The 26,757-nt window shown below is 43.0% G+C and carries 22 protein-coding genes; 3 read left to right on the top strand and 19 right to left on the bottom strand.

The features are described from left to right. Positions 1-4: 4 nt before the first annotated feature. From KJS69_RS20360 to KJS69_RS20400, 9 genes are all read right to left on the bottom strand, one after another. On the bottom strand, positions 5-1,495 hold the full coding sequence (locus KJS69_RS20360) for a sugar ABC transporter ATP-binding protein (RefSeq protein ID WP_213585637.1): 1,491 nt from the start codon (positions 1,493-1,495) through the stop codon (positions 5-7). A 159-nt stretch (positions 1,496-1,654) separates the two neighbouring features. Then, on the bottom strand, positions 1,655-2,725 hold the full coding sequence (locus KJS69_RS20365; RefSeq protein ID WP_213585638.1) for a substrate-binding domain-containing protein: 1,071 nt from the start codon (positions 2,723-2,725) through the stop codon (positions 1,655-1,657). 137 nt (positions 2,726-2,862) lie between these two features. After that, positions 2,863-3,489, bottom strand: a complete 627-nt coding sequence (locus KJS69_RS20370) for an HAD family hydrolase (RefSeq protein ID WP_213585639.1) — start codon at positions 3,487-3,489, stop codon at positions 2,863-2,865. 45 nt (positions 3,490-3,534) lie between these two features. Next, entirely contained in the window at positions 3,535-4,311 is a 777-nt protein-coding gene (locus KJS69_RS20375) for an SDR family oxidoreductase (protein ID WP_213585640.1), read from the bottom strand. A 114-nt stretch (positions 4,312-4,425) separates the two neighbouring features. After that, the gene (locus tag KJS69_RS20380) at positions 4,426-5,475 is read right to left on the bottom strand and encodes a galactitol-1-phosphate 5-dehydrogenase (RefSeq protein WP_213585641.1); all 1,050 of its coding nucleotides are present in this window, start codon (positions 5,473-5,475) and stop codon (positions 4,426-4,428) included. A gap of 15 nt (positions 5,476-5,490) precedes the next feature. Beyond that, the gene (locus KJS69_RS20385; protein ID WP_213585642.1) at positions 5,491-6,990 is read right to left on the bottom strand and encodes a xylulokinase; all 1,500 of its coding nucleotides are present in this window, start codon (positions 6,988-6,990) and stop codon (positions 5,491-5,493) included. A 24-nt stretch (positions 6,991-7,014) separates the two neighbouring features. Continuing rightward, positions 7,015-7,866 carry a class II fructose-bisphosphate aldolase gene (locus tag KJS69_RS20390; RefSeq protein WP_213585643.1) on the bottom strand — a complete coding sequence of 284 codons (852 nt, stop codon included), beginning with the start codon at positions 7,864-7,866 and terminating at the stop codon, positions 7,015-7,017. Positions 7,867-8,190: 324 nt separating this feature from the next. Continuing rightward, a complete protein-coding gene (gene xylB, locus KJS69_RS20395) occupies positions 8,191-9,711 on the bottom strand; it encodes a xylulokinase (RefSeq protein WP_213585644.1) in 1,521 nt (506 codons plus the stop codon). Between the two features lie 59 nt (positions 9,712-9,770). Then, positions 9,771-10,541 carry a GntR family transcriptional regulator gene (locus KJS69_RS20400; protein ID WP_213585645.1) on the bottom strand — a complete coding sequence of 257 codons (771 nt, stop codon included), beginning with the start codon at positions 10,539-10,541 and terminating at the stop codon, positions 9,771-9,773. 318 nt (positions 10,542-10,859) lie between these two features. Here KJS69_RS20400 and KJS69_RS20405 point away from each other — a divergent pair, with 318 nt between their 5' ends. After that, complete coding sequence (locus KJS69_RS20405) at positions 10,860-11,729, top strand: D-psicose 3-epimerase (protein WP_213585646.1); 870 nt, start codon at positions 10,860-10,862, stop codon at positions 11,727-11,729. A gap of 233 nt (positions 11,730-11,962) precedes the next feature. Here KJS69_RS20405 and KJS69_RS20410 read toward each other — a convergent pair whose 3' ends face one another. Next, on the bottom strand, positions 11,963-12,424 hold the full coding sequence (locus KJS69_RS20410) for an aminoacyl-tRNA deacylase (protein ID WP_249730631.1): 462 nt from the start codon (positions 12,422-12,424) through the stop codon (positions 11,963-11,965). A gap of 287 nt (positions 12,425-12,711) precedes the next feature. After that, positions 12,712-13,050, bottom strand: coding sequence for a hypothetical protein (locus KJS69_RS20415; RefSeq protein WP_213585647.1), 339 nt, complete (start codon positions 13,048-13,050; stop codon positions 12,712-12,714). A 327-nt stretch (positions 13,051-13,377) separates the two neighbouring features. Between KJS69_RS20415 and KJS69_RS20420 the strand changes: the two genes are divergently transcribed. Further along, on the top strand, positions 13,378-14,223 hold the full coding sequence (locus KJS69_RS20420) for a MerR family transcriptional regulator (protein WP_213585683.1): 846 nt from the start codon (positions 13,378-13,380) through the stop codon (positions 14,221-14,223). Between the two features lie 115 nt (positions 14,224-14,338). Then, positions 14,339-15,358: a serine hydrolase domain-containing protein gene (locus tag KJS69_RS20425; RefSeq protein WP_213585648.1), complete on the top strand. Its 1,020-nt coding sequence runs from the start codon at positions 14,339-14,341 to the stop codon at positions 15,356-15,358. A gap of 203 nt (positions 15,359-15,561) precedes the next feature. On the opposite strand, the gene KJS69_RS20430 is transcribed toward KJS69_RS20425, so the two are convergent. The 8 genes from KJS69_RS20430 to cdaA form a co-directional block, all read right to left on the bottom strand. Then, positions 15,562-16,599: a sensor histidine kinase gene (locus tag KJS69_RS20430; RefSeq protein WP_213585649.1), complete on the bottom strand. Its 1,038-nt coding sequence runs from the start codon at positions 16,597-16,599 to the stop codon at positions 15,562-15,564. Further along, complete coding sequence (locus KJS69_RS20435) at positions 16,596-17,273, bottom strand: response regulator transcription factor (protein ID WP_213585650.1); 678 nt, start codon at positions 17,271-17,273, stop codon at positions 16,596-16,598. The genes KJS69_RS20430 and KJS69_RS20435 overlap by 4 nt, the downstream gene beginning before the upstream one ends. A gap of 36 nt (positions 17,274-17,309) precedes the next feature. After that, positions 17,310-19,469 (bottom strand): ABC transporter permease, encoded by a 2,160-nt coding sequence (locus KJS69_RS20440; RefSeq protein WP_213585651.1) that lies wholly within the window; start codon positions 19,467-19,469, stop codon positions 17,310-17,312. Further along, positions 19,459-20,238, bottom strand: coding sequence for an ABC transporter ATP-binding protein (locus tag KJS69_RS20445; RefSeq protein WP_213585652.1), 780 nt, complete (start codon positions 20,236-20,238; stop codon positions 19,459-19,461). Before KJS69_RS20445 ends, KJS69_RS20440 begins: the two co-directional genes overlap by 11 nt. A gap of 473 nt (positions 20,239-20,711) precedes the next feature. After that, on the bottom strand, positions 20,712-22,541 hold the full coding sequence (gene glmS, locus KJS69_RS20450; RefSeq protein WP_213585653.1) for a glutamine--fructose-6-phosphate transaminase (isomerizing): 1,830 nt from the start codon (positions 22,539-22,541) through the stop codon (positions 20,712-20,714). A 635-nt stretch (positions 22,542-23,176) separates the two neighbouring features. After that, the gene (gene glmM / locus KJS69_RS20455; RefSeq protein WP_213585654.1) at positions 23,177-24,517 is read right to left on the bottom strand and encodes a phosphoglucosamine mutase; all 1,341 of its coding nucleotides are present in this window, start codon (positions 24,515-24,517) and stop codon (positions 23,177-23,179) included. 66 nt (positions 24,518-24,583) lie between these two features. Next, positions 24,584-25,813, bottom strand: a complete 1,230-nt coding sequence (locus KJS69_RS20460) for a CdaR family protein (RefSeq protein WP_213585655.1) — start codon at positions 25,811-25,813, stop codon at positions 24,584-24,586. Continuing rightward, on the bottom strand, positions 25,806-26,630 hold the full coding sequence (gene cdaA / locus KJS69_RS20465; protein ID WP_213585656.1) for a diadenylate cyclase CdaA: 825 nt from the start codon (positions 26,628-26,630) through the stop codon (positions 25,806-25,808). The genes KJS69_RS20460 and cdaA overlap by 8 nt, the downstream gene beginning before the upstream one ends. Positions 26,631-26,757 lie beyond the last annotated feature (127 nt).

Consider the following 26,757-nt stretch of genomic DNA (forward strand, 5'->3'; position numbering starts at 1 on the left):
TGTCTCATACCCCCATTGCCAGTTTGATAAGATTGTTTTCCGTCAGCTCCGATTTGCCGACTTCTCCAACGACAGAACCTTGACGCATTACAAGGGCACGGTCGCACAAACCGATGATTTCTGCCATTTCCGAAGAAATGACGATAACGCCGACCCCTTCTTCCGCGAGCTTGTTTATGATCTTATAGATTTCTGTTTTCGCACCAACGTCTACACCTCGTGTAGGCTCATCAAAAACAACACATTTACAGTCCGCGGACAGCCATTTGGCCAGGGCAATTTTTTGCTGATTCCCCCCGCTAAGGCTGTTGGCATTATCCTCCATGGACCCATACTTGGTGGCAATGCTCGCCAATAAGTCTTTCACATATGCTTTCTCTTTTTGATGGTTGATAATACCGGCTTTTTTTATTTTGAACATGGACGCTAGTGTTGTGTTCATCCGGATGGATTGTTCCAACAACAAGCCCTGTTTTTTTCTATCTTCGGGGAGAAGCCCAAAACCATTATTAATGGCTTCTTTTGGATCTTTGAAGTTTACTTCTTTTCCATAAAAAACGACTTTGCCTGAATTCTTTTTATCCGCACCAAAAATAGCGCGCATCGCTTCGGTTCTGCCGGATCCTACCAGCCCGCTAAATCCAACAACTTCACCGCTTCTAACCGTAAAATTTACATCTTTCACCATGTCGCCCGCGCTTAAGTTTTCAACCTTTAGTATTTCTTCGCCGATTTCCGCATTCCGTTCCGGGAACAATTGAGTGATCTCCCGGCCTACCATCATTTCCACCAATTCTTCTTTGTTGATAGATGATGTAGGTACAGTCCCTACATATCCTCCATCCTTCAATACAGTTATGTGATCGCTGATTTCCAACAATTCTTCCAGACGATGGGAAATATAAATAATACTGACACCGTTTTCTTTCAAATTACGAATAATCGAAAGTAATTTCCGGGTCTCGGAGAAGGTTAAAACAGCCGTCGGCTCATCAAAAACCAATACCTTGGAATTCCTCGCCAAACATTTGGCAATCTCAACAATTTGTTGATAAGCGACACTCAAGCTTCCTACCTTGGCGTCCGGGTCGATATCTTCGAAGCCCAACTTCACTAATTGCTCCTTGGCCCTCTTTTTCAGGTCTTTCCAATGAATAAACATTCCGAACTCAGCCAGTCTATCAATAAAAATATTTTCCGCCACGGTTAGATCAGGTGCCAGCATGAATTCCTGATAAATAACCGAGACTCCAAGATTAATCATACTCTTGGGCGATGCAATTTTGGCTTCTTCCCCATCAATCAAAATCTGACCTTCATCCTTCTGATAAGCCCCGGCCAGGATTTTCATCAAGGTGGATTTTCCGGCGCCGTTTTCACCTATGAGTGCATGGATTTCTCCCTTCTTCACTTTAAGGGAAACATCCGTTAATGCTTTAACGCCGCCAAAATGTTTAGATATATTATTCATTTGGATGATATATTCATCCTGCATATTCTGGTCTCCCCTTTCTATCAGCAGCTTTTCGCCAAATAGAAATTTGAAGCTGTTCTGGACGCGAAACATAGAAAATCTGTTGTATAATCTGTTGTGGTAAGAAAAAAATCCTCCTCTTTCGTCAAAAGGAGGATTCTTGATAGAACAGGTTTGTTATTAGAAACCAAATTCGTAGTATTCTTCAACATTTTCCTTCGTTACAGCTGCCGGCTCCGTTAATGTAATGTCATCGTAGCTCCACATATCTTTGCCATCCACCAGAATTTCTTTGGCAATTTTCACACCCAATTGTGCTACTTTATACGGGCTGTTTTCACCTGTAGCAAAGTATGTCCCTTCTTTAATTAAATCATACGCTGCTTTAGCTCCATCAGCTGCTGCTACAATATCAACACCTTCGATACCAGCATTCCCAAGAGCTGTCATCGCACCGAACAGCATTTGATCGTTCTCACCCAATACCGTGGTCAGATCCCGGTTAGCAGTAATCAAATCCTCTGCGGCAGTAAGACCTTGTTCTTCTGTCCAAGCACCCCAGCCTTGTCCGGCAACGGTAAACTTGGCTTCTGCATTCGTTGCTTTACCTTTGGAAAGCAGTTCACTATCAAAGGCCAGTGCCAGTTCCCAAGCTTTTTCTTCCGAAACACCGGTTCTTCCTTCAATAATGCCCGCAAAAAGACCTGTTCTTCTTTCTGCACCGGCTACGTTCCCCTTCGCTCCGCTCAGGATGATCGCTTTAATATCCTGATCGCCCATTTTCTCGGCATAAGTCAATCCTACTAATCTACCATTTTGTTTGTTATCGGAATAAACCGTCGTGATATCTTTAGCTCCTTCGCCAACTCCGCTGTCCAGGTTAATGACACCGATTCCGGCCTCTGCAGCTTTATTAATGCTTGGTACGGCCGCATCCGGTTCAACGCTGTCCAGGAATATTAAATCCATTCCTCTAGCAATGAAGGTTTCCATATTCTCAGCTTCTTTGGAAGTGCTGCCGTTGGCATCCAATACGGTAACATCCCAACCTTCTTTTTTAGCATTCTCTTGAACTGCTTTAACCAGCGACACAAAGTAAGGAGAATCCTGAGTCTTGATAGCAAAGCCAACCTTGATTTTCTTTCCTCCGGATGAATCGTTTCCGGCCGAGTCCTTGGAAGAACCGCATCCAACTACAAGCATGGCCATTACTAACCCTAGTATTAATGTAAGTAAACCTTTCTTCTTCATGCACAAATCCCCCTAAAAATCTTTTGATGTTTTTTCCATACAAAGTATTGTCATGACATTACAATATTACATAGTTAGTATACAATAAGCTGTTAGCGGTTTCAACCTAAAAATTTTGTTAAATCTTAATATAGTTATCACTTTAGGAGCGGTAATTGCAGCAATTCGTCCAAAGAATCGATTGCCCCTTCGAAATGTTCAGCATTTCCAAAGCCATATCTTGCATAGACAAAGGGAATCCCTGCTTCCTTGGAAGCTGAAGCATCTCCTGATGTATCGCCTACATAGATGGAATTCTTTAAAGAATTACGATCCATGATCAGGCGTATGTTCTCTGCCTTGGATAGACCTGTTCGCCCTGGATATTCAAAATCTTCAAAGTAGCCTTCCAATTGGTTTCCTTTTATGAAACTTTGTATATATCCCTCCTGGCAATTGCTCACAATGAAAAGCCGATAGCTGTTCTTTAACTCATCCAGCGTTTCAATCAGCTTTGGAAAAAGAATTCCGCCATCTTCTTCAAGATAGGGACATTGTCTTTCGCAGCTTTCCTTCATAATGGCCAGAGCTACTTCCTCCGGGGCAGATGGAAATAATTTTTTTGTAATCACTTCAGTCGGTAATCCATACAAGCTTTTTAACTTTTCAGCGGTTACTTGATCACTTACCTTATATTTAGATGCCGTTTCTGACCAGATTTTTGCCCCAATATGTGTGGTGTCCCAAAGAGTCCCATCCAAGTCAAATATAATACTATCAACCATTTAAAGACTCCTTTCTGATTGTTCTGTAGGTGTTATTCATCCGTATTAAACAATGGTAAAGCCGCCGTCTATAATCAAATCGGTTCCGGTTGCAAAGGATGCTGAATCGGAAAGAAGATAAATGACCGCACCCGCCAATTCTTCCGGTTTGCCCATCCGTTTAACAGGAGTTAACTCTTTCCATAAATCTTGCCAATCTTGTCTGACAAAGGAGGTCAACTCAGTAAAGATATAGCCCGGACTTATACAGTTCACTCTTATTCCCTTATCCGCCCATTCTACGGCAAGGGATTTTGTCAATTGAACAACACCTGCCTTGGATGTGTTGTAAGATGCCTGCAGCTGCGGGTAATTAACGATAGTACCGGACATAGAAGCAGTATTAACGATAGCCCCTTCCTTATTGCGAGCCATCAAATATCTTCCGAATGCTTGGGCCACAAAGAAAACACCGTTTAGATTTACATTAATAACTTTCAGCCATTCATCCGGAGTCAAATCAACGACCGGCTTTTGAATCACAATTCCTGCATTATTGAATAAACAATCGAGTTTACCCATCTCTGCATCCGCTTGTTCAATGGCTGCGGCAACCTCATCCGGTTTTGTAACGTCCACTCCGATTGCGATGGCTTTACAATGATGGTCCTTTGCTATAGCATCCGCTGTAGCCTGCGCTTTTTCCGCCTGTTGGTCAAAAATAACAATATCTGCACCTACCGCCGCAATATGCTCGGCAACGGCTTTTCCAATTCCCTGCGCTCCTCCGGTAATAAGAACTACCTTGCCTTCCAGTGAAAATAATTTTTTTAGAGTATCCATACAACCCAATCTCCTTAATCATAATATTGTATTGTAATGACATAATTACCCATAAATGATTTCTTCGGCACGACCTTCGTATCTTTTATCCAGTCCGCCTTATAAAAATCGGATTTACTTTTCACTATCGATTAAGATCTTGGCTTTTACAAGGCCAGGTGTTTTGAACATTTTGAATGCATCTGCTATTTCACTTAAAGGAACTTTCTGGAAAATAAAGGAATCATCCAGCTTAAACTCGCCAGTATTAATATAATGAGCTGTCAGCTCCCACTCTTTACCGGGGAATTCCGAACTATAGGACATCCATGAGCCCGTCAAGTTGAATTCCTTACGATTGAGATTTTCCCATTCCTCTACGGTAAAGGAGATTTCCTTAGTAGGGGTCCCAATTAAACAGACTCCCCCTTTATTAGCCACCAATTCAAAGGACATTTTCATAGTAGCTGTATTTCCTGCTGTTTCGTAAACATAATCAAACCCTCTGCCATCGGTGAATGATTTGGCGTGTTCAATAAAACCCTCTTCCAAGGTATTAACGCACTCATCCGCTCCGAACTTTTTGGCAAGCCCCAATCGTTCATCACTAATATCAAATACAACTACTTTGCTTGCTCCAAAGATCTTCGCCCATTGCATGGTGAATAAACCGATCGTTCCCCCGCCTAGAATGGCCACTGTTCCCCCGGCCTTATAGTCTAATCGATTCAGTCCATGTAAGGCGACAGTAATCGGTTCGAAGAAGGCCCCATGCTCAAAGCTGATGGAATCGTCAAACTTCACAGCATTTTTTGCCGGCACAACGACATATTCGGCAAAGCTGCCAAATTGTCTTGAACCAATAAAACTATAATGCTTGCAAAGAGCATAATCCCCTTTCTGGCAATCTTCACATTTGAAACATGGAACGAGAGGAACACCCGCTACTTTATCTCCCACTTTTAAGCTTTCTACACCTTCTCCGATTTCAGTAACGACACCGGAAAATTCATGCCCCAAAACATTCGGATAGTAATGAGATGCATCTCCATTTACCCTTGGGAGGTCAGAACCGCATATTCCGGTATATTTCACTTTAATCAATACTTCTCCTGCTTTGGGAGAGGGCGTTGGAATATCTTCATATCTCAAATCCTCTCTAGCGTACAGTACTCCTGCTTTCATGGTGAATTCACTCCCTTACATCTGCGAAAAATCTTTGCTGAAAGTGTGTTTTAAATTTTCATAGAGCTCTAAGTAAAGTTCCATTGATTTTTGATAAATTTTATGGTTCTCCATGTCAGGTTCTTGAACTCTCGTTATTTTGACCGTTTCCCCAACTGCTTCTTCAAAATGTTCATATAAGCCAACGCCTACTCCTGCCAAAAGTGCAGCCCCAAGCGTAGTGGCCGTATCTGAAGCAGGTACACTGATTCTGCATCCGGTAACGTCTGCATAAATCTGTACCCATAATTCGCTATTTGCAACTCCGCCCATTGCTCTAAAATCTAACTCACGGAGATTAACTCCAGCTTCTTCTGCTACTTTTAAATTATGTTGAACGGAGAAAACTACACCTTCCAAAGCGGCCCGAACCATATGTCCTTTCGTTTTATCGAAACCGAGCCCATAATACACAGCCTTGGCATCAGGGTTCCAAATCGGACAACGTTCACCAGCCATATAAGGCAGAAAAGTAACCCCATCTGACCCTGGCGGAACTTCTTCTGCCAGAGCGGTTAATTCATCAAAGGACTTTTCATCTCCGAACTGTTGTTTAAACCACCGTAATACTCCTCCGCCGCCAACGGTCCCTGCTTGCAGCAACCACAAATCCGGAACGACATGAGGGCCAAAGATTAATTGAGGATGTGCCATCGGCTGATCCTCACAAATACTGATCCCCCCTGCCTGTCCCCCTTGGATCTGGGTCTGTTTGGGAAGATAGACACCTGCCCCCAATGTTCCGCAGGCTGCATCCAGTCCGCCGGCGATAACCGGGGTACCCTCTGCCAGGGAGGTCAGCTCAGCCGCCTCTTTAGTCACTCTTCCTATAATGTCATGGCATTGATAAATATCCGGAACCTTATCAAGGGATAATCCCATTGCGTTGGCCAACTCTTCATCATAGGTACAAGTCTTGGTGTTATAAAAATGCAATCCATAGTTTTGACATTTATCCGATGTCATGACACCGGTGAGTTTCATCCCTATATAACTATTGCTTTGCAAAAATTTATAGGTGTTATTATAAATTTCAGGCATGGTTTCCTTAAACCATATCAATTTAGACGTAGTATATGCAGGTAGAAATGCGTTGCCGGCCACATCAAAAATCTTGTCGGCGCCTATTTCATTTACGATACGGGCGGCAATGTCCTTTGAACGTGTATCCATCCAAATCGGTGTGTTAGATAAACAATTTCCATCCTTATCTACAGGTATGGCCGACCAGCCTTGACCGGCAATTCCTATTCCAATGATTTCCGAGGATTCTATATTACCTTTAGCCAGGCAATCTTTAATTCCCAGGCAAACGCTGTTCCACCATTCCTCCGGATTCTGTTCAACCCAGCCTGCTTTTGGATAGTAGATGTTGTATTCTTGACTGGATTGAGCTAACACCTCTCCTTTTTTGCTAAAAACAGCAATTTTACATGCAGAGGTTCCAATATCAATTCCCAGTAGTAGGTTTTCCATCTCGACGGCCTCTTTCATCCTTCACTAATTAGCTTTTCCGACACTTCCGCATATTTTCAGCTTATCCATTGCCATTTGCTTAACTTTTTCTCGTCCCACTGAAGTAAATTTTTTCGGGTCTATAATATCCGGTGTTTCGGATAAGGCCTGTTTGACTCCTTCCGTAAATGCGATCCGAAGCTCTGTAGCATAATTCACCTTACGAATCCCTCTTTTAATACATGCCTGGATCGATTCTTCGGATAAACCGGAGCCTCCATGCAACACTAAAGGTATATTTACTGCTTCGCTTATTTCGCTTAAACGCTCCAGATCCAACTTGGGGACTCCTTTATATACGCCATGGGACGTCCCAATGGCTACAGCTAAAGAAGTTACCTTGGTTCTTTCCACAAATTCTTTGGCTTCTAATGATTCTGTTAACCCGCCATCCCCGCCATCGATATCATCTTCTTTGCCGCCTACTTTGCCAAGTTCGGCTTCCACAGAGATTCCGGAAGGAGCACAGGCGTCTACGACCCTTTGCGACAGGCTAATGTTATCCTCAAACGCTTCATGAGAGCCATCGATCATAATCGATGTATACCCTGCTCTCAAGGCTTGCATCGCTAGTTCATAACTATTCCCATGATCTAAATGAAGGGCAATCGGAACGGTCGCGCCATCTGCACCCGCCTTAGCCAGAGCGTGAAAGTAAGCAAAATTCGCATATTGAACCGTTTTAGCAGATGTCTGCAGGATAACAGGGGATTTTAATTCCTCCGCCGCTTCTACTACCGCCTGGACCATCTCCAAATTTTCTACGTTAAAGGCAGCTATGGCATATCCTCTCTTCTCTGCATCCTTAAACATTTGTTCTGTGGTAACTAAGGGCATAATGTTTATCTTCCTCTCTGTCAGCTGTTACCAACCTGATTGAATATATTGTTCTATCTAAATATGTGGCACTAAAGAAAGGGATCATTCCGTTCCAAAGGAAAGTGCCTCCGAAGCTTCAAACATCATACTCTCTCCCCAAAAAGTGAAGATGAGCTTCGAAGCGATTCCAGGTACTTTTCGGGGACCCCGAAACCAACAGATTCCTTATTTATTAATTGGGCCTACGGATGGTAGGAATACAAAGCCAAAACTCGCCCTGGAAGCATCTTTCCTTCTCCTCTCCATGATCTATGAATTCTTTAGTTCAATATATATCTATCTTTACTTCGACATTTTGGCGAAGACATCTCTCAGTGCAAAGTAGCAGTCGTCAAAAAGCTCCTTGACCGGATGATAGGCTGTAACTGCCTCCGGGTCGGGCGTATGCACATGATTAATTTCCAGGAAATTATGAATGACATTGAAATCCTTATACAAGCCTACACCGACGCCGCCTGTTACGGCTGCCCCCATGGAGCCTGCTTCTTCCAGCACATTCGGAACCATCACCTTGGCGTTATAGATATCGGCCATCATTTGACGCCAAACCGCACCTTTGGCTCCGCCGCCAATGACAATCATCTCTTCTATATCCACCTGCTTACGGAGAATTTCCAAAATAATGGAGAGATTCATGGTTACGCCCTCGAGAACGCTCCTCATCAGATCTCCCCGTTCATTTTCCGATTTTAGGCCTATAAAAGCACCTTTCGCTTCTGCATCCCATCTCGGAGCTCTTTCCCCGAGAAGATACGGGAGGAAAATGACCCCATTCGAGCCGACAGGAGATTTTTCAATTTGTGCATTCATATAATCATAAGCGGATTGGCCATTCACTTCGGCTTCATGCATTTCAAATCGGCCGATTGTATTTTTCAACCAATGGTATGCCCCGCCGGCCGTTTGCATGGTTCCGTTCGGGGCATATAATCCGGGAACGATATGTGCCCATGTAACTGTACGCATTTCATCATCGAAAATCGGTTTTTCCGAAGCGGTCGTAATCCAAGCCGATGTTCCTAAGGAGCAATAGGTTTTGCCCGGACTTATTGATCCCGCACCAACACTTGCCGTTACGCCGTCACCGCCGCCGAGAACGACTGGTGTTCCTTCGGCTAACCCGGTAGCTTCCGCCGCTTTCTTGGTTACTCCTCCGGCTACAAAGGTTGAAGGCTTTAATTCAGGCAGCTTATCCGGGTCTATTCCGGCATATTCGATAATCTCGTCCGACCATTTCAAATTCACCAAATCAAAGCACCCATTACTGTTGCCATCTGAATAATCTGTATAGAAATTCCCTGTCAGGCGAGCTACAATGAAATCCTTGGCATTTAATGTTTTATAGGTTTGCTCGTATATTTCCGGTTGATTATCCCGGATCCACATCAGTTTCTGAATCCCGTAGGATGCCGTATTACGATGCCCTACGATATGGTAAAAATCATTTTGAGTAATGTGATTTTCAATTTGTGCGACCTGTTTCTGAGCACGTTGGTCCGCCCAAATAATAGCCTTCCTTAAAGGGTCCCCATTTCTATCTACACAAAGACAGCCCATCATTTGCCCGCTGAAACTGACAACGGCAATATCCGAAGGAGGGATACCTAATGATCCAATTAACTTCTTGCTTGTAACACAGACGGCATTCCACCAATCCTCTGCATCCTGCTCAGCCCAAGTGCCGTTGAAATAGTCTGTATTATAGGAAGCGACATGACTTCCAATCATTTTGCCGTCTTGAGCAAACAAAGTTGCCTTATTCCCCGACGTGCCTAAATCATGGGCTAAAATATATTTTGTCATCCATTCACACCCCGGATCCAATTCATAAGTCTAAGTCTGTAACCATCCGATGATACGGATTATTTGGATTGATTATTCTGATTTGCGGATATAGTCACCTCGAACCGGTTTCTGTCCCCGCGATATCTGGCTAGAGAATACTCTATCGGCACGTCATACATATTGTAACCAACCGAAATAAATTGCTGGATCGCCTGGCCTCTGCTAAGATTCAGATGTTTTATATCATAATCTTCCGCATCAACGGCTTCTATTAAACGGCGAATTTTATAGATTTGAGTATCATCATGTGATGCTAGAACAGGATACAATGACTCCTTCGATAAATCATGATCCAAAACAAAACTGCATTTTTCATATGGAAGATAAGTCTTCACCATCACAATAGGCTCATCATCCGCAAACCGTTGACGGTGAATATAGATGACCTTGTCCTTCGGCTGCAGTTTGAGTTGATTCGCCACATATTCGGTAGGTTCGACCACTTCAAAGTCAAGCAATTCTGTGTGAGGAGTTCTGCCTAACTGAGCAATTTGATCATTAAAAGAACCTAAAGCTTGAATGAAGCTTTGCTCAATTTTGGGCTTGGCTACAAATGTGCCTTTGCTTTTCACACGATATAACCAGCCCTCTTGAACCAGCTCGGTTATCGCTTGTCTTACTGTGGTACGGCTAATTTGAAACATATGGCTCAGGTCATTTTCCGTTGGAATCATGCTTCCAATCTTGTAGCGGCCCTCTTTAATCTCTGATAATATAAGCTCCTTTAGCTGAAAATATAATGGTATAGGCACAGACTTATCCAATTGCAAATTTCTCAATATCATCATTCCCTCGTTTTCCCATAATATTAAAGCCCTTTCTTAAAAGCCCAAGCATAATTAAGTTATCCTTATAGCGGTCCTTGCTACCTCTAATTGTATACTATTACTTTGTAAAATAATTAGCTCTTCCCTTGACAGATCACTTTAAAACTTCTTATTATTTAATCATCATATTAATATTACATTGTCACTATATAGTAACATAGATAAATAATGAATTCAATTGCGAGTCATTGAATTTGAAAACCGTTTCATGATGGTATGTTAAGATTTGTAAGTTACATTTAATATACACTCAATTCCACTATATTGGAGGCATTAATAATGAAATTTGGAACATATTTTGCTTATTGGGAGCAAAGCTGGGATACAGATTATATTCAATATGTTAAAAAAGTGGCGGACCTCGGCTTTGACGTTTTAGAAGTAGGAGCTGCAGGGATCGTCCATATGTCTGACGAAGATCTATACGCTTTAAAGTCTGAAGCCGAGAAATACAATATCACTCTAACTGCCGGTATTGGACTTCCCAAAGAATACGATGTTTCTTCACAGGATGAGAACGTTCGCCTAAACGGCATTGCCTTTATGAAAAAGATTTTGGATGCCCTGCATAAAACTGGAATAAAGGCCATCGGCGGCACCATCTATTCCTATTGGCCTGCTGATTATTCTGCACCTATTAATAAACCGGCCGCTCGGGAACAAAGTATCAAGAGTATGCAGGAATTAGCAGACTATGCGGCCCAATATGACATCACCTTGTTAGTGGAAACTCTTAACCGTTTTGAGCAATTTCTAGTTAATGATGCGAAAGAAGCGGTTGAATATGTTAAAGATGTTAATAAAGATAATGTTAAAGTAATGCTGGACAGTTTCCACATGAACATTGAAGAAGATTATATGGGCGATGCCATTAGATATACGGGTGACTATTTAGGGCATTTCCACATTGGCGAATGTAATCGTAAAGTTCCTGGCAAGGGCCATATGCCTTGGGCAGAAATGGGGCAGGCCCTTCGTGACATCAATTATGATGGATACGTAGTGATGGAGCCTTTTGTTCGACCGGGGGGAATTGTAGGGGCTGATATTAAAGTTTGGAGAGACCTCTCGGATCATGCGGACGAAGCGAAATTAGATGCCGATATTAAAGCATCACTTGAATTTGTAAAAAAGGAATTTTTGAGATAGTCACCATAATAGAGTGCAAGGGGACCAACCACCAACTTTAGGCAGGAAGGTCCCCTTATGATGGGAATCTCTGCAGACTTATAAACATTCAATCCAGTCATGTCCTTCCGGAAATTGAAGGTTTAGGGACGATTTCAGCCATGCCCCCGCATTTTAGAAAAGAGAGAGTGGGTTTCCTATACGGATAAAGGCATCCAATTATATAGATCGTCTCTCAAAGTTTTCCTCCCCTATCATTTTCTTATTCTAACTACAGTCCCCTGGTTGGCTTGCATCAACTCGCTCACACTTATTTTTACCAATGAAAGGATAGAACCTCCGCCTGTGTATACATACTCTAACTCGGTTACTTTCGGGTCAATCAAGAAGATCGCGTCATAGCCAAAAGACGGAACCCCTCCGGCTGGATAACCCGTACCTTTGAGAACTTCGTCTTCTTCGGCCAATCGAGGCCGGCCTATGTTTAATGCTTTGCCTACCCTTGACGTACTTGCCCTATCCTCACCTTTGACAATCGATACAATTAAACGGCCGTCGTCATCCATCATACAAATATTTTTAACAAACTCGTCTACTGCGCCGTTAACAGCCTTCGCAGCTTCCTCCACAGTGTGGCAAGATTCATTCAATTCAAGATGTTCTGCATTTATATTATTTTTATGCATATATTCCTTGATCTTTTTATTATAGTCCAATTGAAATTCCTCCTTTATTCAGTCCTATCAATACCGTTATCTATAATGGTTACGCGAAGGACGGAGTTTTTTTGCATGCATGGCACTAAGATGGCGGCAATGTTATTTGCTGTACGGAACGAGTCCTGGTCGTAGCATGGGATAGCTGAAAAACCGTATTTGCCGGCAATCACAAAACCCCATTTTGAATAAAGAATTCATCAAAATGGAGTTAAGTTTTTAAAGGAAGTATTAAATCTGCAGGTTTACCAAATTGTAGCCCAGCATACCTTTGCTTGAATAAGATTCTACTTTCTAATTCTTACAAGGCGAAATATGCTTAGTAATAAGAATAACACGCTTAGAACCCACAAGATCCCTGCGATTGTCAGATTAAACGACGCTTCCTCCGACCCCGTAGTATTTATCGCCATGAGCAGGCTATATCCCGCAAAGGTGAATAAAGCCAGATAAATGATGATGTAAACAAATGAACGTGCATCAAATTTATGGTTTAACCAAAGACCAATCACAAAAATAAACTGCGTTGCCATTACACTTCCGAATCCCCAATTCAACATTTTGTAAACCTCTTCTTTTAAAAGCATATTGGGCATTCCTCCGTTTGGAATGATTCCTTCTTTCATTAACTTGCCTTTAATATAAGATTTATTTTTTCACCATATATTTCACCACAATATGGCCTTAGGAATAACCGGACTGGTGGTAATTAACAATCGTTTATATCCTGATTGACCTCTGTACACAATACTATAACATAAGCACACTAATATTGGAGGTTTTTGTTGTTACCCTGTACCGGGCTGGGTTGCAGCCGGGCCGCGGTGTTGAAGTTATGTTTTTATTTTGCCGTTGACTTTGCCCTTAGGGTAAGGTGCATAGTGGAATTGAATAAAGTATCGATACTCAAAGCATGTAGTCCGTATAAAAAAATGAAGAATGGAGGCGACCTCTTGCTATCGATTGGAGAATTCTCAAAGATATGCAGAGTATCTACAAAAACGCTCCGATATTATGATGAAATTGGATTAATTAATCCTGATGAGATTAACCCAGATAACGGTTATAGGTATTATTCCATGAGGCAGCTCAAAAAGATGCTCTTTATCAACCGTTTGAAATCTTATCATTTTTCTCTGGAAGAAATCAAAGCCGTTCTGGAATGGGAAGAGGATCAGTCCGAAGAGAAGCTTTGCTCTGCCCTTAACCGCAAGAGAAGGGAAATACAGGAAAAGCTAAATACTTTGGAATATACCCTGAAACAAATGAGCAATGATCTTTTAAATTTAGAGCAGGGCATACCCATGATGTCACACCTTGACAATATAGAAGTACAGCTCGTTGAAACCGAGCCAATGAATATTCTTTATATACGTCAGATGATGAGTAGTGATGACTATGCTGCAGGATATGGAAAGTTTTTTAGCCGTCTCTATGAAAAGATTACTGCTGAAAAACTCACTTTGCTTGGTACCCCAATGACGATTTATCACAGCCCTGATTACAATCCTGCCCGCAATGATACGGAGTTTGCCATTCCTATAGAGGAGACTGTAAAGGGAACAAGAGATTTGCCCGGAGGTCTTTGTGCGAAGTCTGTTCTAAAGGGTTCCTATTCAGAATTGACATCCGTATATGCCAAGCTGACGGAATGGGTAGAAAATGAAGGATATGAATTGGTGAATTCACCCTATGAAGTATATGTAACCGACCCTAATCAAGCCACTGTTGCTGAGAATATGGTTACCGAGGTGTATTTTCCTATGAGAAAAACTTCTATCGGAGTTACTCGAGAATGAGCGACCGCGTTTAAGGGTTGTTTTTATCGCCAATATAGAATTTGATGAGGTGCAGGAAGCAGAAAAATCTATATGTGGCAAAGAAAAAATTACGCCTATTGGAGAGGTATCTATAATGCAAAGAAACTATTGGCCAACTACGCAGCGGCAAGCCGCAGACCCGACCGTCTTGGGAATGGACCCCGAAAAGCTTTCAGAGCTTGAACCTGTAATCAAATCCGAGTACAGCAATATAAACGGTATGGTTGTTGTGAGAAACGGATCTATTGCTTATGAAAGATATTATAACGGATATGGCCCGGATGATGCGCATCATGTAACATCTGTAACGAAAAGTATATTATCTGCTCTATTTGGTATTGCTATAGATAATGGCTATATTAAAAGTGTAGACCAGAAGGTACTGGATTTTTTCCCCGAATATGTTCCCGATGCTTCCGATAGACTTAAACGAGAAATCACCATACGCCATCTTCTCACGATGACGGCTCCCTATCCGTTTGAGGACTGGCACGAGCCATTAGACAAGTTATGCGTACAACCGGACTGGGTAGAGTATACCCTTGATATACTTGGCCAAAAAGGAAAACTTGGCGTTTTTAAGTATTCTACTGCAGGGGCACATCTGCTTTCAGCCATCATCACTCGCATCACAGGCCAAAGCGCCCGTGAGTTTGCCAATGAACATTTATTTAAACCCATCGGCATGAAAGATATTCCGGATCATGAAATGAAATCATTCGGGTTTGACGATTTGTTCGGAACAAATGTGAAAGGATGGGTTAAAGACCCACAGGGCCATTCCACTGGAGGATGGGGACTTACGCTAATTCCCCGGGATATGGCACGTTTTGGTTTACTCTATTTGAACAATGGCCTTTGGGACAATAAGCAGATTATTTCGGGGACATGGATAGCCGAATCAACGTCAATCAATCCCAATAATTACGGTTATCTGTGGTGGTTACGCGAAGAGGACGGAGTTTTTGCCTATTTGGCTATGGGAGATGGCGGTAATGTTATTTGCTGTATTCCAGAACAAGACCTGGTCGTAGCCATTGCATCAGCATTCATCATGAATCCTCGTGACAGGTGGACGCTGATTAAGGAATGGATTATCCCGGCTTTGGTATAACTTGTTCGAGTCAATTCCTCTCAGCAACCACAAACTCCATTTTGAATAAAGATTCATCAAAATGGAGTTGGCTAACCTAAACCCAATTTGAGAAAAACTATATATCTTTTTTCCAACTTTTACACCTCCCATTTTTTGTATTGGTGGTGCTTTTCTACCGTCTCATTATTTAATCATTAACTCATTAATGTGTGGTTGACAGCTTATTGTTTCACATTTGGAAATATTAGCGATATGACCAACCCCGAACCAAGCTCTGATTTTGCATCCAACTGAATGGCTAAATCATAAGCCATCTTGCTCACTAAGAAGAGTCCCATACCTGTTGCTTGTCTTGTATAAGTACCTCGCCCTCCAGTAAAACCTTTGTCAAAAATAAAGGGCAAATCCTCTTCAGATACACCAGGTCCATTATCACTAATATGTAAACTGGTTTGATCACTCGCTTCATCATAAACCGTTTCAAACTTCAGCATTGGATTATTCTGATTCTGTGCAACGTATTTCGTACTATTAAAGATTATTTGTGCTAATATAAAAGCTAATCCCTTGCGGTCAGATAAAATCTCCATTTCTTCACCGATGAACTGTATTTGAAAAGCAGATTCATCTAATAGCGTGCGATGGTTCTCAATTGTTTCCTTACAAAAGGCTAGTATGCGCAGAGGCTCAAAAATATAATCTTTATGAGCAGCTCCAAGTCTTGCAAAATACAAAATTCGCTCTACGTCTCCAAGCATTTGATCTCTGGCATGAAGCATACGTTGTCTAACAAGCGGAGACATTTCGTCACTGCGGTTATCTAATACCAATGTCATCAATGACAGAGGCTTTTTAATTTCGTGAACCCATCCTTCTATATAGTTTTCATAATCGGTCAACTGGGTAACTTGCTCATTAAGTTCCGACTGATATGATCTTATGACACTTCCCATTCTACGGATAAATGACCAATATGTCTTAGGAGATACCCGGCATAATCTTTCTTCGTTCGCCTCATTCGGTTCTAACAAAAAATCTTGAAAGGCAGCTTCGATTATTTTTTGCTTTCTAATGATCATGAATATAGACAACGATATCATGGCTAGCGTAAAAACAATCATAAGCCCTACTAAAACATGAAACGTTTCAGGATAAGCCAACCAAGCTAAATAACTAAAAAGGAGGCTTGTAGCCATCAACATAAGAAACCAATGCTTGTAAGCATGAAAACAATCATAGATTTGCTTTGTCCATTTCATGGCTTCCCTTGCCCCCTCAGTCGATACCCTTTACCCCTTATGGTTTCAATTTGATCGTCTAAGTTTAATTGTCGCAGTGTTTTTCGCAAGCGAGTGAGATTTACCTGAAGGGCATTTTCGTCTATATATTGATCTGTTCCCCATAAAAGTTCACTCAGTGTTGCCTTGGATACAATTTCAGGTCTATTCTGTACTAAGGCCAATAAAATTCTTCCTTCATTAGCTGACAATACTAACGATTGAGATCCCTTGTACAAAGTAAAGGTATTGGGGTCTAGTGAAAAACTGCCACCATCTATCAAGTCTGGTTGTCCTTCAAACCTTCTTAGCAAGTTCTGAATGCGCGCCAATAATCGGTCTCGATTGCATGGTTTTGTGAGATAATCATCTGCACCTAAATGAAGACCATGCAGTTCATCTTGTAACTTATCTCTAGAAGTAAGCATTAATATGGGACCAATCCCTTTGGATTTTAGACTTTTGCATATTTCAAAGCCTGATTGTTCCGGTAAGTTGATGTCCAATAAGACTAAGTTTGGTGCCAAAGTGGCAATTTGAGTGACTACATCATGAAAGTTCGTAATTGCTACTACTTCAAACCCTTCTTTTTGCAATATATCCATTAACTCTTCTCTCATCCATGAATCATCTTCAACAACAGCAATCCTCGCCACTTCAGCACCTCCTTCTATATGAAATGTAACAGTTCTTTAATCTATATTCGGCTTCCAACGCAATTTATCAATCTCATGATCTGCTGAACGGGCAACGGCTATTCCGTAAATTGCCACAATTACGACCACAATGCCTGCAAAGGTAAAGGCAACAGGCAGCGCTTGGTTTTCGATGTAAATAACAAGAAATGAGATCATTGCCTTTATCCCAACAGCTCCACTCACGCATGCAAGAGATATAGGGAGAAGAAAGATCAACAACACCTGTCTATGCATAGATTTTTTCATTTGATGACGTTTAGCCCCCAACATGGAAAGCGTTACATAGCGTTGTCCTGTCTGCTTCATTTGTGTCAAAAATTGTAGAGCTAATACCGTACAAGCAATAATCAAGAATAGGAATCCCATATATAGTATCGTATAACTTCCAGCAACAACATAAAAGAGTTTACGTCCAAAGTTTTGTAAATAACTTTCAAACCCGAAGCCAGAAGATTTTAATAAGTCTCTAGCCTCCATCATCGGTTTCATTAAACCTTGCTGTTCCTGCAGCTTTTGTGGGATGCGAAAATTCCAATATGATTTATAGGATTCCGTATTTAATAAGGGTTCAAACCGATGATCAGGAACGATAAATGCTGAATGAATTTCTACCGAACGGTCTGCGACTAATCCCCTCATTGGAGTTGAGGGGCGTATAGATATTTCCTGATCATTAATGCTCATCAATCTTTGCCTTTCTTTTTCAGCCTTTTCAAGAATACGATCTAGTACAGGCATGCTTTCTAGATTATCCATATGCAAAAGGTCTGGATTAAAGTATAAAGCAATTTCATCTGAATGCAGGTTCAGTGGTTTTTCTCCTATCGCTTCTAAAAGCCCATTATAAGATGATTCAGGAATGAGGTAAGGTGCTTTTGCATCAATCTCTAGGACCCCAAGCAAGTTAAGTGCTTCAGGGTTTTCCGAACTGATAGTGTAACCTTGCATTTCTCCGGATAAAAGCTGCTCTTTATAGTTGCTTGGCAGAGCCATAATGAGTTGCTCTCTTAATTCAGACCAGTCTACCAACGATACAGGCCAGTCATCTTCCTCACGTTCATCCTGAAATTTCATTTTCCCAATTTCTAATAGATTTAAGTCTTCTACATAGGGCACCATTTTTTCTGAAGTCAGAAATTGTTCAACCTTTTGATGATCCCCATTAACCGTAAAATCATATACCGAGGAAGCCCTGGTATTAACACTTTCGAAGCTCATCATCGTTGAAGCGCCATCAGCTATCAAAATAATGGACAACGTGAGTAAAATCGATGTGACGGCAACAGAAACAGATCGATTCGCTATGTTCTCTTGAAACTGCCTTAATATAAAAGTGTGCAGACCTTGAGTAGATCTTCGCTTGGACAAGCCGGCCAATAAACCGAGCAATTTTCCAAATCCCCTCATAAAGAGGATCGTTCCTACACTTCCGAGAGCCAATGCGACAAACAGAAGCAGTCCTGCAAAATGCTCAAAATAAAATAAAACAATCCAATAGGCAACACCTAGCAAGACAGCACCTGCTAAAATATGGAACACATTGCCTTTAAAATGCCCCATATCTTGTTTCTTATCCGTTTGCTCATAAAGTAATTGATGGACCTCTTGATTAAATAATCTTCCGCCAAGAATGACTAATGCGATCAACTGGATGAATAAAAAACCGATAATTGTAAAGACAATCGCGTTTACCGACAAGCTTATTTGATGACCGATAATGCCCTGTCCAACTAATTTGGAAACCGTCAAGCTAATGATTTCGGCTAAAAAACCGCCGATTAAAATGCCTCCAATGAGTGCCAGAATAGAAGTCATGAACCCCTCAGCTAACAGTTGAAGAATAAGGCGTTCCTTTCGCATTCCTAACATGAGATAGAGCCCAAACTCTTTGCTCCTTCGATTTAATTGGTACTGATTAGCAAATAAAATCAAGAAAAACAATAAAAATAAGGCAAATAGATACACAATTGGCATAAGGGCTAAAAGTTTATCGATCGCATCACTTTCAAATTCCTTTAAAAATAAAATAACATCTTGTCTCCCAAGAGAAAGAATAATATAAAACGAGGCTACTGCTGTGACAAGTGTTGCAAAGTAGATTAAATTTTCCTTACGACTTCGTTTCGCATTACGATAAATGAGCCTAGAGAACATTTGCGCTTCCTCCCCCAAGCTGAGCTAATACTTTTAAAATTCTGTCATAAAACTCCTCGCGACACTCTTCTTGTTTGCGACGCAGTTCATGAAAGATGACACCATCTTGAATAAAAAGGATTCTTGAGCAAAAGCTCGCTGCATTCGGATCGTGGCTGACCATTAAAATCGTTCTTCCGCTGCTTTTATTAATCCCTTCCAACTTATTCATTAATGTTTTTGCAGAACGTGTGTCCAATGCTCCTGTCGGTTCATCTGCAAGAACGATGTCTGGATCAGAAATTAAACTGCGTGCTGCAGCCACCCTTTGCTTTTGTCCCCCAGACATCTGAGAAGGGAATTTATTAAGGATATCTGTAATTTCTAAAAAACCTGCCAGCTCATCTAATTTAGCCCGCGCTCTTGCAAAATCCATTCCATGAATTGATAATGGTAATAGTATATTTTCTTGTCCGGTTAGATTATCCAGCAGTGCAAAGTCTTGAAACAAATAGCCAATTCGACTGCCGCGATACTCGGCTAAATCCTTACTGTCAAAAGCACTGATGTTTTTCCCATTTAAAAGTACACGCCCAGAAGTTGGTTTTATAATGGTTGCAATACAGTTCAATAATGTAGTTTTACCAGATCCGCTTGGTCCCATTATTCCTAAAAATTCTCCTGGGAGAATGTCAAAACTAATACCGTTTAAAGCTTTTGTTATATTGCTTTTCTTTCCGTAGTTTTTTTGTAAGTCTTGAACTTCCAGTAATTTTCCATGCTTGATCACTGCATAACACTCCTTTTGCATCGAAGTATTAAACAATACTCGAAATGATAATTGGGTTATTTAAATAGTAACAAGTATAGAAATCTAAAAACACTTACAACTGATGTAAGAAAACTGAATGATGGTAATTTCGAAAGATTTTACTCAATATATATTGCACCTCAATAGTTCATGAAGATCACGAATACCAGTATTGACCTTCCATAATAAAATATTCTCTGAAATAAAGGGCATCAGACATTAGACAAATTTGCCTAATAAAGCTTTTGCCCTATGTCTGATGCCCTTACTACTATGTTTTGCTTTGGCTATGTTAATTGCCTTGGGCTTCGAAGTATGCTAATGAGGCTTTTTTTCACCACAAAAACACCCCTTTAGACAATCATATCCAAAGGGGCAAAACGGTACATCTTTTTTATAAACGGTACGACTTTATTTTAAACCTACAGCATTATTTCCCTCTCACTCATTCCTCACTCCACCGTCACACTTTTGGCCAGATTGCGGGGCTTATCTACATCGTTACCCTTGGCCAAGGAGGTGCAATAGGCCAGCAGTTGAAGGGGAACCACCGAGAGGGCGGGCGTCAATAGGGACAGCGTTCTTGGCAGGAAGAGGGCGGCATCCACGGATTCGAGCAGCTCTTCATTGCCCTTCAGTCCAATTCCGATGACATAGGCCCCTCTTGCTTTGACCTCTTTGATATTGCTGAGCGTCTTCTCCAGCAGATCCTCCTGTGTAGCCAGAGCGATCACCGGAACGCCTTCCTCGATCAAGGCCAGCGTTCCGTGCTTAAGTTCACCCGCAGCGTAAGCTTCAGAATGAATGTAAGATATTTCCTTCAACTTCAGTGAGCCCTCCTGCGCTACAGCATAATCAAGCCCGCGCCCGATAAAGAATAAGCTGTTATTAGAAGCAATTTGCTTCGAGAAGGACTCCATCGCGTCCGCTTGCCGGAGAATATTCTCGACCTGCGCAGGCAGCTCTTGTAATGCCGCTATCGTCTCTCGAAGATCTGTTGACTCTATAGTACCCAGCACCTCGGCTAGGTATAATCCAAACAGGTAGAAAGCGATTAATTGGGAAGTATAAGCCTTCGTCGAAGCAACGGCAATCTCGGGTCCCGCCCAAGTGATGATCACGTTGTCGGCTTCCCTGGCGACAGAGCTTCCAACCACATTGGTAATCGCCACAACCCGAGCCCCGCATCGTTTGGCTTCCCGCAATGCAGCAAGCGTATCCGCCGTTTCCCCCGACTGGCTTACGACTATGACTAACGTATCTTTCGTAATAATGGGAGAGCGATAACGGTATTCGGACGCCACATCCGTCTCTACCGGGACGCGAGTCAGCCGCTCGATCACATGCTTTCCAATCAAGCCGGCATGATAGGCGGTACCGCAGGCGACTATATGGATATTACGAATGCCGCGGATTTCATCCTGGGTCATCCGAATTTCAGGAAGTACAATGCCGCTTCCCCCCGCGTTTATCCGGCTTCCCATCGTATCCCGATAAGCATTAGGCTGCTCATGGATTTCCTTCAGCATGAAGTGATCGTATCCGCCTTTTTCCGCAGTGGCGATGTCCCAATCGACATAAAATAATTCCCGGGAAATAATATTTCCCTCCAAAGTCATCAATTCGACACCATCTCTCGTCAAAACAGCCATTTCCCCGTCGTTCAAAATTAAAATATCGCGGGTGTATGCCAAGACAGCGGGAATATCGGAACCGATGAAATTCTCACCTTGGCCCACGCCAATAATTAACGGACTGGCCTGCCGAACCGCCACCAGCTTATCCGGCTCTAACTCCGTGATGACTCCTAGAGCATACGCTCCACGAAGACGTTGGACCGCCTTCTGCACCGTCCGAACAATATCTCCGTCATACAACTCCGCAATAAGATGGGAAATAACTTCCGTATCCGTCTCGGAGACAAAACGATGTCCTTTAGCAGTCAACTCTTCTTTCAAGGAAAGATAATTTTCAATAATGCCGTTATGAACAACGGAAAATTTCATCGCATTGTCGGTATGAGGATGAGAATTAATATCCGATGGCTTTCCATGAGTAGCCCACCGGGTATGCCCGATTCCTACACTCCCGTTCAGAGGATCTTCCTGCAGTTGAGATTCCAATACGGCCAGACGCCCCTTCGCCTTCTTCACCTCCAGACCATTAGAGGTAAATACAGCTACGCCCGCCGAATCGTATCCTCGATACTCCAGCTTTTTAAGGCCATCCAGCAAAATCGTTTGCGAATTCCGATCTCCAATGTATCCTACAATTCCGCACATGAATAAGATCCCCTCTCGATATGTTCGTCTTCTGACGATTGTCAAAAAATGCATAGCTTAAGCTAGAGGGTGCGATTTTTCGCATCCTCGATCCGCCTTCGCTATAGAATCAAGATGGACTCTTGTTCACCCGGTCACCCGGATGGTTTGCTGTCCAACTTACGGCAGTTGATGGCTGCCGGAAGGTCCCCGCCGAAAACTTCGAACACCTTCACCTCGTCAACTTGCCGGCTTTATTCCCTGAACCCTGGAGGATTCGAAGGAATCTCCGCAGCCTGCGCAAGTTCTGGCGCTATTGGATTTCTAACTTCTACCCACCTTTCTACATAATAGTAAAAATCTATATACATAATATTGATTTTTTCGTCTCAAAGCAACACAATATGCAAAATTATTGAAAAACGGTACTAATGACCCCCTAAGTAAGGTCAGCAAAATTTTCGCGGACCCCTTCAATTTTCCTCTATCTCGACCTCACTTAAGGCTCCTAATGGCATAAGGGATGAGGGGGAGCATTTAAAAAAAGCCTTGTGCCGTCACCTTCGGGAATGGTCCCTCTGGCTCGCAACAAGGCTTTACTCTCATTATCCATAACTTAATATTAGGCCTAATGCAATGCATAATTGGAATGGAAATTAAGCTAACTCCTGACGAATCACTTCCGCTATTTGACCTGCATAGTCCTCGATCAAAGCTTTGTCCGGTCCTTCCACCATGACTCTGACCAAAGCCTCGGTACCCGATGGCCGAACAAGAACGCGTCCGTCTTCGCCAAGCTTGGCCTCCACCTCTTGAATGGCTTGTTCGATCGCTGCATTCCCTTTCAGCTTGCTTTTATCTACCCCTTTGACATTAACGAGCACTTGCGGGAATTTTTGCATCTTAAGCTTTAACTCACTTAACTTTTTACCAGATTGAATAATGGTATCGACCAGATGGAGAGCGGACAAAATCCCATCGCCCGTCGTATTGTAGTCCAACAGAATCAAATGGCCGGATTGCTCGCCGCCAAGGTTATATCCGCCCTTGCGCATCTCTTCCATCACATAGCGATCCCCCACCGCGGTCCGGGCCGTGCGGAAACCAAGCTCCTGCGCCGCTTTGAAAAATCCAAGATTGCTCATCACCGTGGTTACTACGGTATCCTGGCTTAACCGCCCTTGGAGCTTCATCGCTTCGCCGACGATCGTTAGAATATAGTCTCCATCGACCTCTTCGCCTTTATCATCAATCGCTATGAGGCGGTCGGCATCTCCGTCAAAGGAAAGGCCCAGATCGGCTTGATGTCGGAGTACTTCCGCGGCCAATGTTTCGGGATGGGTGGACCCGCAACGATCGTTAATATTGACGCCGTTTGGCGCATCTCCGGTACTGATCACTTCTGCGCCCAGCTCTCGAAAAATTTTGGGAGCCAGCTCATAAGCGGCGCCATGGGCACAATCCAGTACAATTTTCAGACTGGAGAAGGAAGATTTCACCGTCGATTTAATATAATTGGAATATTCATACTTAGCTTCATAGTTATCTGCAACCGTGCCGACTCCGCCCGCTATCGGCCGAGGCAACAGGTCTTCTTCGGCTTCGAGCAGCTTCTCAATTTCGAGCTCGGTCTCATCGGACAGCTTGAAGCCATCCGCCCCAAAAAACTTGATTCCATTATCCTCGACAGGATTGTGCGAGGCGGATATCATAACTCCCGCATCCGCCTGCAGCTTTCGGGTTAAATAAGCTACTCCGGGAGTAGAAAGGACTCCCAGCCGGATAACATCCGCTCCAATAGATAACAGGCCTGCTACTAAAGCAGCCTCCAGCAGAGGGCCGGAAATACGCGTGTCCCGGCCGATGATGACTCTCGGCCGGTCGGCCTGACCCGCGAGTACAAAGCCTCCACAGCGGCCGATTTTATAGGCTAATTCAGGGGTTAGCTCTTGATTGGCAATTCCCCTTACGCCATCCGTTCCGAAATATTTCCCCATAGATGATTTCTCCTCTTTTTAACCTGGTTTGGTTCTTCCACTTCTAACGGAAAGTCCTTGTGGAAGTTACTTTTCGGCAATTTCAACGGTTGCTTTGATTTCCTGTTGCTCTGATGCTTTCTTAATAAACAGCGGCAAATTCAAGTTGATCGGCAATTCATATAAGCCCGGCGGAAGGTTGCTTACGTCGACAACGGCCTGCAAATCACTCGCCTTCATCTGGTTGAGCAAAGCGGGAGCCCCTTCAAGAACGACATCCAGCCGTCCGTCCTCCGGAGTAACCAATTTAGCCGTCATATTATCCCCTACCCCGATAATATCTACCTTGTGATCATTAAAGGCCCGTGTTGCAGAAGGGGAAATTTCAACGGTCACCTCTACCTTAGTCGGATTAAGATCGATAATCTGATTGTTCGGCTCGAGATCAATTGTGAAGGTCTGGGATTCCTGCAATCCGGTCAAATCTATCTGCGGCCCTTCGTAAAATTCCATTAGATCGAGAACTTCCTGCTGTGCGAATACGGTAATCTGCTCCGGATTTTGCTTAACCGAGACGACGCTGTAGCCCAGATCCGGTTGGCCGGTCAGCTTAATCTGTAATGGCATTAACTTGAATGGACTGGTGACGGGAACTTCCACATCGACCACCCGCGGACTGACTTCCAAATCGTCCATAGGCTTACCTTGCTTGTCGTATACCGTCAAAGTGACCTGTTTGGCAACCGTAGACTTGGCGTTGTCCACATTAACCTCCGCCCTTGCGGAACCTACATCATCCAGACGGCTTTCCGGTACGGTGACATGAACTCGGCTGGGAGTGACTACCGGGTTGCCTACTTTATAACCTTCTGCGGGAGTTCCCACAGGATTTATTATAACATCGACTTCTTTCATTTGCTTCTCTTCAATGACCACCTTGACCGCCTGCGGAATAATCTCCGCGGTTACATTATCCGGCAGTCCGGAGGAATGCAGGAACACGGTATACGTTCCAGACACATATTTGGACAAATCAGCCTTGACCTTGAATGATTTAATCGAAGCCTTCTTCAAGTCCGAAGGCTTTCCTCTTAAGATGACCGCCACTTCTGAAGGATCAATAAGCGATACTTTATACTGATTCTCGTCATATTCCGCTTCTATCTTAACATTGTTATATCTTAAATCACCGGTTAGATTGCTTACTGAACCGCCCGGATTCTGAACATCACTGGTACGCACGACAAGCCACAGCAGCACTCCCACGAGGAGAGCAACGACTTTAACGACGTTGTTGTTCCGCAGCCATTTATCCATTCTTTTTTCGCCCCCATTTCCAGAAGGAGGTCTTCTTGGTCTTCGCCGGAGCCTTTAACTCCTCATACAGCTTGGAAATGAGCGACTCCTCCTTGATGTCTCTAACGACCAGGCCGTTGAGGGCAAGTGAAATCTGCCCCGTCTCTTCCGAAACGACGATACTGATCGCATCTGAAACTTCACTCATTCCTATGGCTGCCCGGTGACGGGTTCCTAATTCCTTACTGATAAAGGGATTCTCGGAGAGAGGCAAATAACAACCTGCGGCCATGAGACGGCTGTTACGAATAATGACCGCCCCGTCATGCAGGGGGGTGTTCGGGATAAAGATGTTAATCAGCAGCTCCGCACTGATCTCCGATTCGATCCGCGTTCCTGATTCTATATATTCATTCAATCCCGTTTGTCGTTCAAAAACGATCAGGGCGCCAATCCGCCTGCGGGATAAATTCATTATCGTCTTCATAATTTCGCTTATAATGCGGTTGATTTCCTGATTCTCTTCCGAAGAAGAACGGCTGAACAATTTGCCCCGTCCCAATTGTTCCAGGGCACGCCGAAGCTCGGGCTGGAAAATGATCAGAACACCAACCACCCCGAACGTAAACATCTGGTTCATCATCCATTGAAGCGTGTTTAATTGAAACCATAGGCTGATCGCCCAGGTGATGACTACAACGATAATTCCTTTCAAGAGCTGAATCGCACGAGTGCCCCGAAGGAGGAGGATCAATTTATAAATAACGTAGCTTACAATCGTAATATCGATAATTTCTTTAATGGAATCTTTGAGCGTCAGGTCAGTAAAGTAATCCATTAGCGTTCCCCCATTGGAACCGAGTAAATACAGCGGATTCCTTTGTCTCTTTATATTAAATCATATCATATTTTCAACAAAAAACCTCCCCTTTATGAAAATAAGTGGGAGGTTTGAGAACGTTTAG

It is taken from the genome of Paenibacillus sp. J2TS4 (assembly GCF_018403245.1).
In the GTDB taxonomy this organism is placed as follows: Bacteria; Bacillota; Bacilli; order Paenibacillales; family NBRC-103111; genus Paenibacillus_L.

Excerpts from the sequence above, each read along its gene's own strand:
- KJS69_RS20360 (WP_213585637.1), bottom strand. The coding sequence starts at position 1,495 with ATGCAGGATGAATATATCATCCAAATGAATAATATATCTAAACATTTT.
- KJS69_RS20365 (WP_213585638.1), bottom strand. The coding sequence starts at position 2,725 with ATGAAGAAGAAAGGTTTACTTACATTAATACTAGGGTTAGTAATGGCC.
- KJS69_RS20370 (WP_213585639.1), bottom strand. The coding sequence starts at position 3,489 with ATGGTTGATAGTATTATATTTGACTTGGATGGGACTCTTTGGGACACC.
- KJS69_RS20375 (WP_213585640.1), bottom strand. The coding sequence starts at position 4,311 with ATGGATACTCTAAAAAAATTATTTTCACTGGAAGGCAAGGTAGTTCTT.
- KJS69_RS20380 (WP_213585641.1), bottom strand. The coding sequence starts at position 5,475 with ATGAAAGCAGGAGTACTGTACGCTAGAGAGGATTTGAGATATGAAGAT.
- KJS69_RS20385 (WP_213585642.1), bottom strand. The coding sequence starts at position 6,990 with ATGGAAAACCTACTACTGGGAATTGATATTGGAACCTCTGCATGTAAA.
- KJS69_RS20390 (WP_213585643.1), bottom strand. The coding sequence starts at position 7,866 with ATGCCCTTAGTTACCACAGAACAAATGTTTAAGGATGCAGAGAAGAGA.
- xylB (WP_213585644.1), bottom strand. The coding sequence starts at position 9,711 with ATGACAAAATATATTTTAGCCCATGATTTAGGCACGTCGGGGAATAAG.
- KJS69_RS20400 (WP_213585645.1), bottom strand. The coding sequence starts at position 10,541 with ATGATGATATTGAGAAATTTGCAATTGGATAAGTCTGTGCCTATACCA.
- KJS69_RS20405 (WP_213585646.1), top strand. The coding sequence starts at position 10,860 with ATGAAATTTGGAACATATTTTGCTTATTGGGAGCAAAGCTGGGATACA.
- KJS69_RS20415 (WP_213585647.1), bottom strand. The coding sequence starts at position 13,050 with ATGAAAGAAGGAATCATTCCAAACGGAGGAATGCCCAATATGCTTTTA.
- KJS69_RS20425 (WP_213585648.1), top strand. The coding sequence starts at position 14,339 with ATGCAAAGAAACTATTGGCCAACTACGCAGCGGCAAGCCGCAGACCCG.
- KJS69_RS20430 (WP_213585649.1), bottom strand. The coding sequence starts at position 16,599 with ATGAAATGGACAAAGCAAATCTATGATTGTTTTCATGCTTACAAGCAT.
- KJS69_RS20440 (WP_213585651.1), bottom strand. The coding sequence starts at position 19,469 with ATGTTCTCTAGGCTCATTTATCGTAATGCGAAACGAAGTCGTAAGGAA.
- glmS (WP_213585653.1), bottom strand. The coding sequence starts at position 22,541 with ATGTGCGGAATTGTAGGATACATTGGAGATCGGAATTCGCAAACGATT.
- glmM (WP_213585654.1), bottom strand. The coding sequence starts at position 24,517 with ATGGGGAAATATTTCGGAACGGATGGCGTAAGGGGAATTGCCAATCAA.
- KJS69_RS20460 (WP_213585655.1), bottom strand. The coding sequence starts at position 25,813 with ATGGATAAATGGCTGCGGAACAACAACGTCGTTAAAGTCGTTGCTCTC.
- cdaA (WP_213585656.1), bottom strand. The coding sequence starts at position 26,630 with ATGGATTACTTTACTGACCTGACGCTCAAAGATTCCATTAAAGAAATT.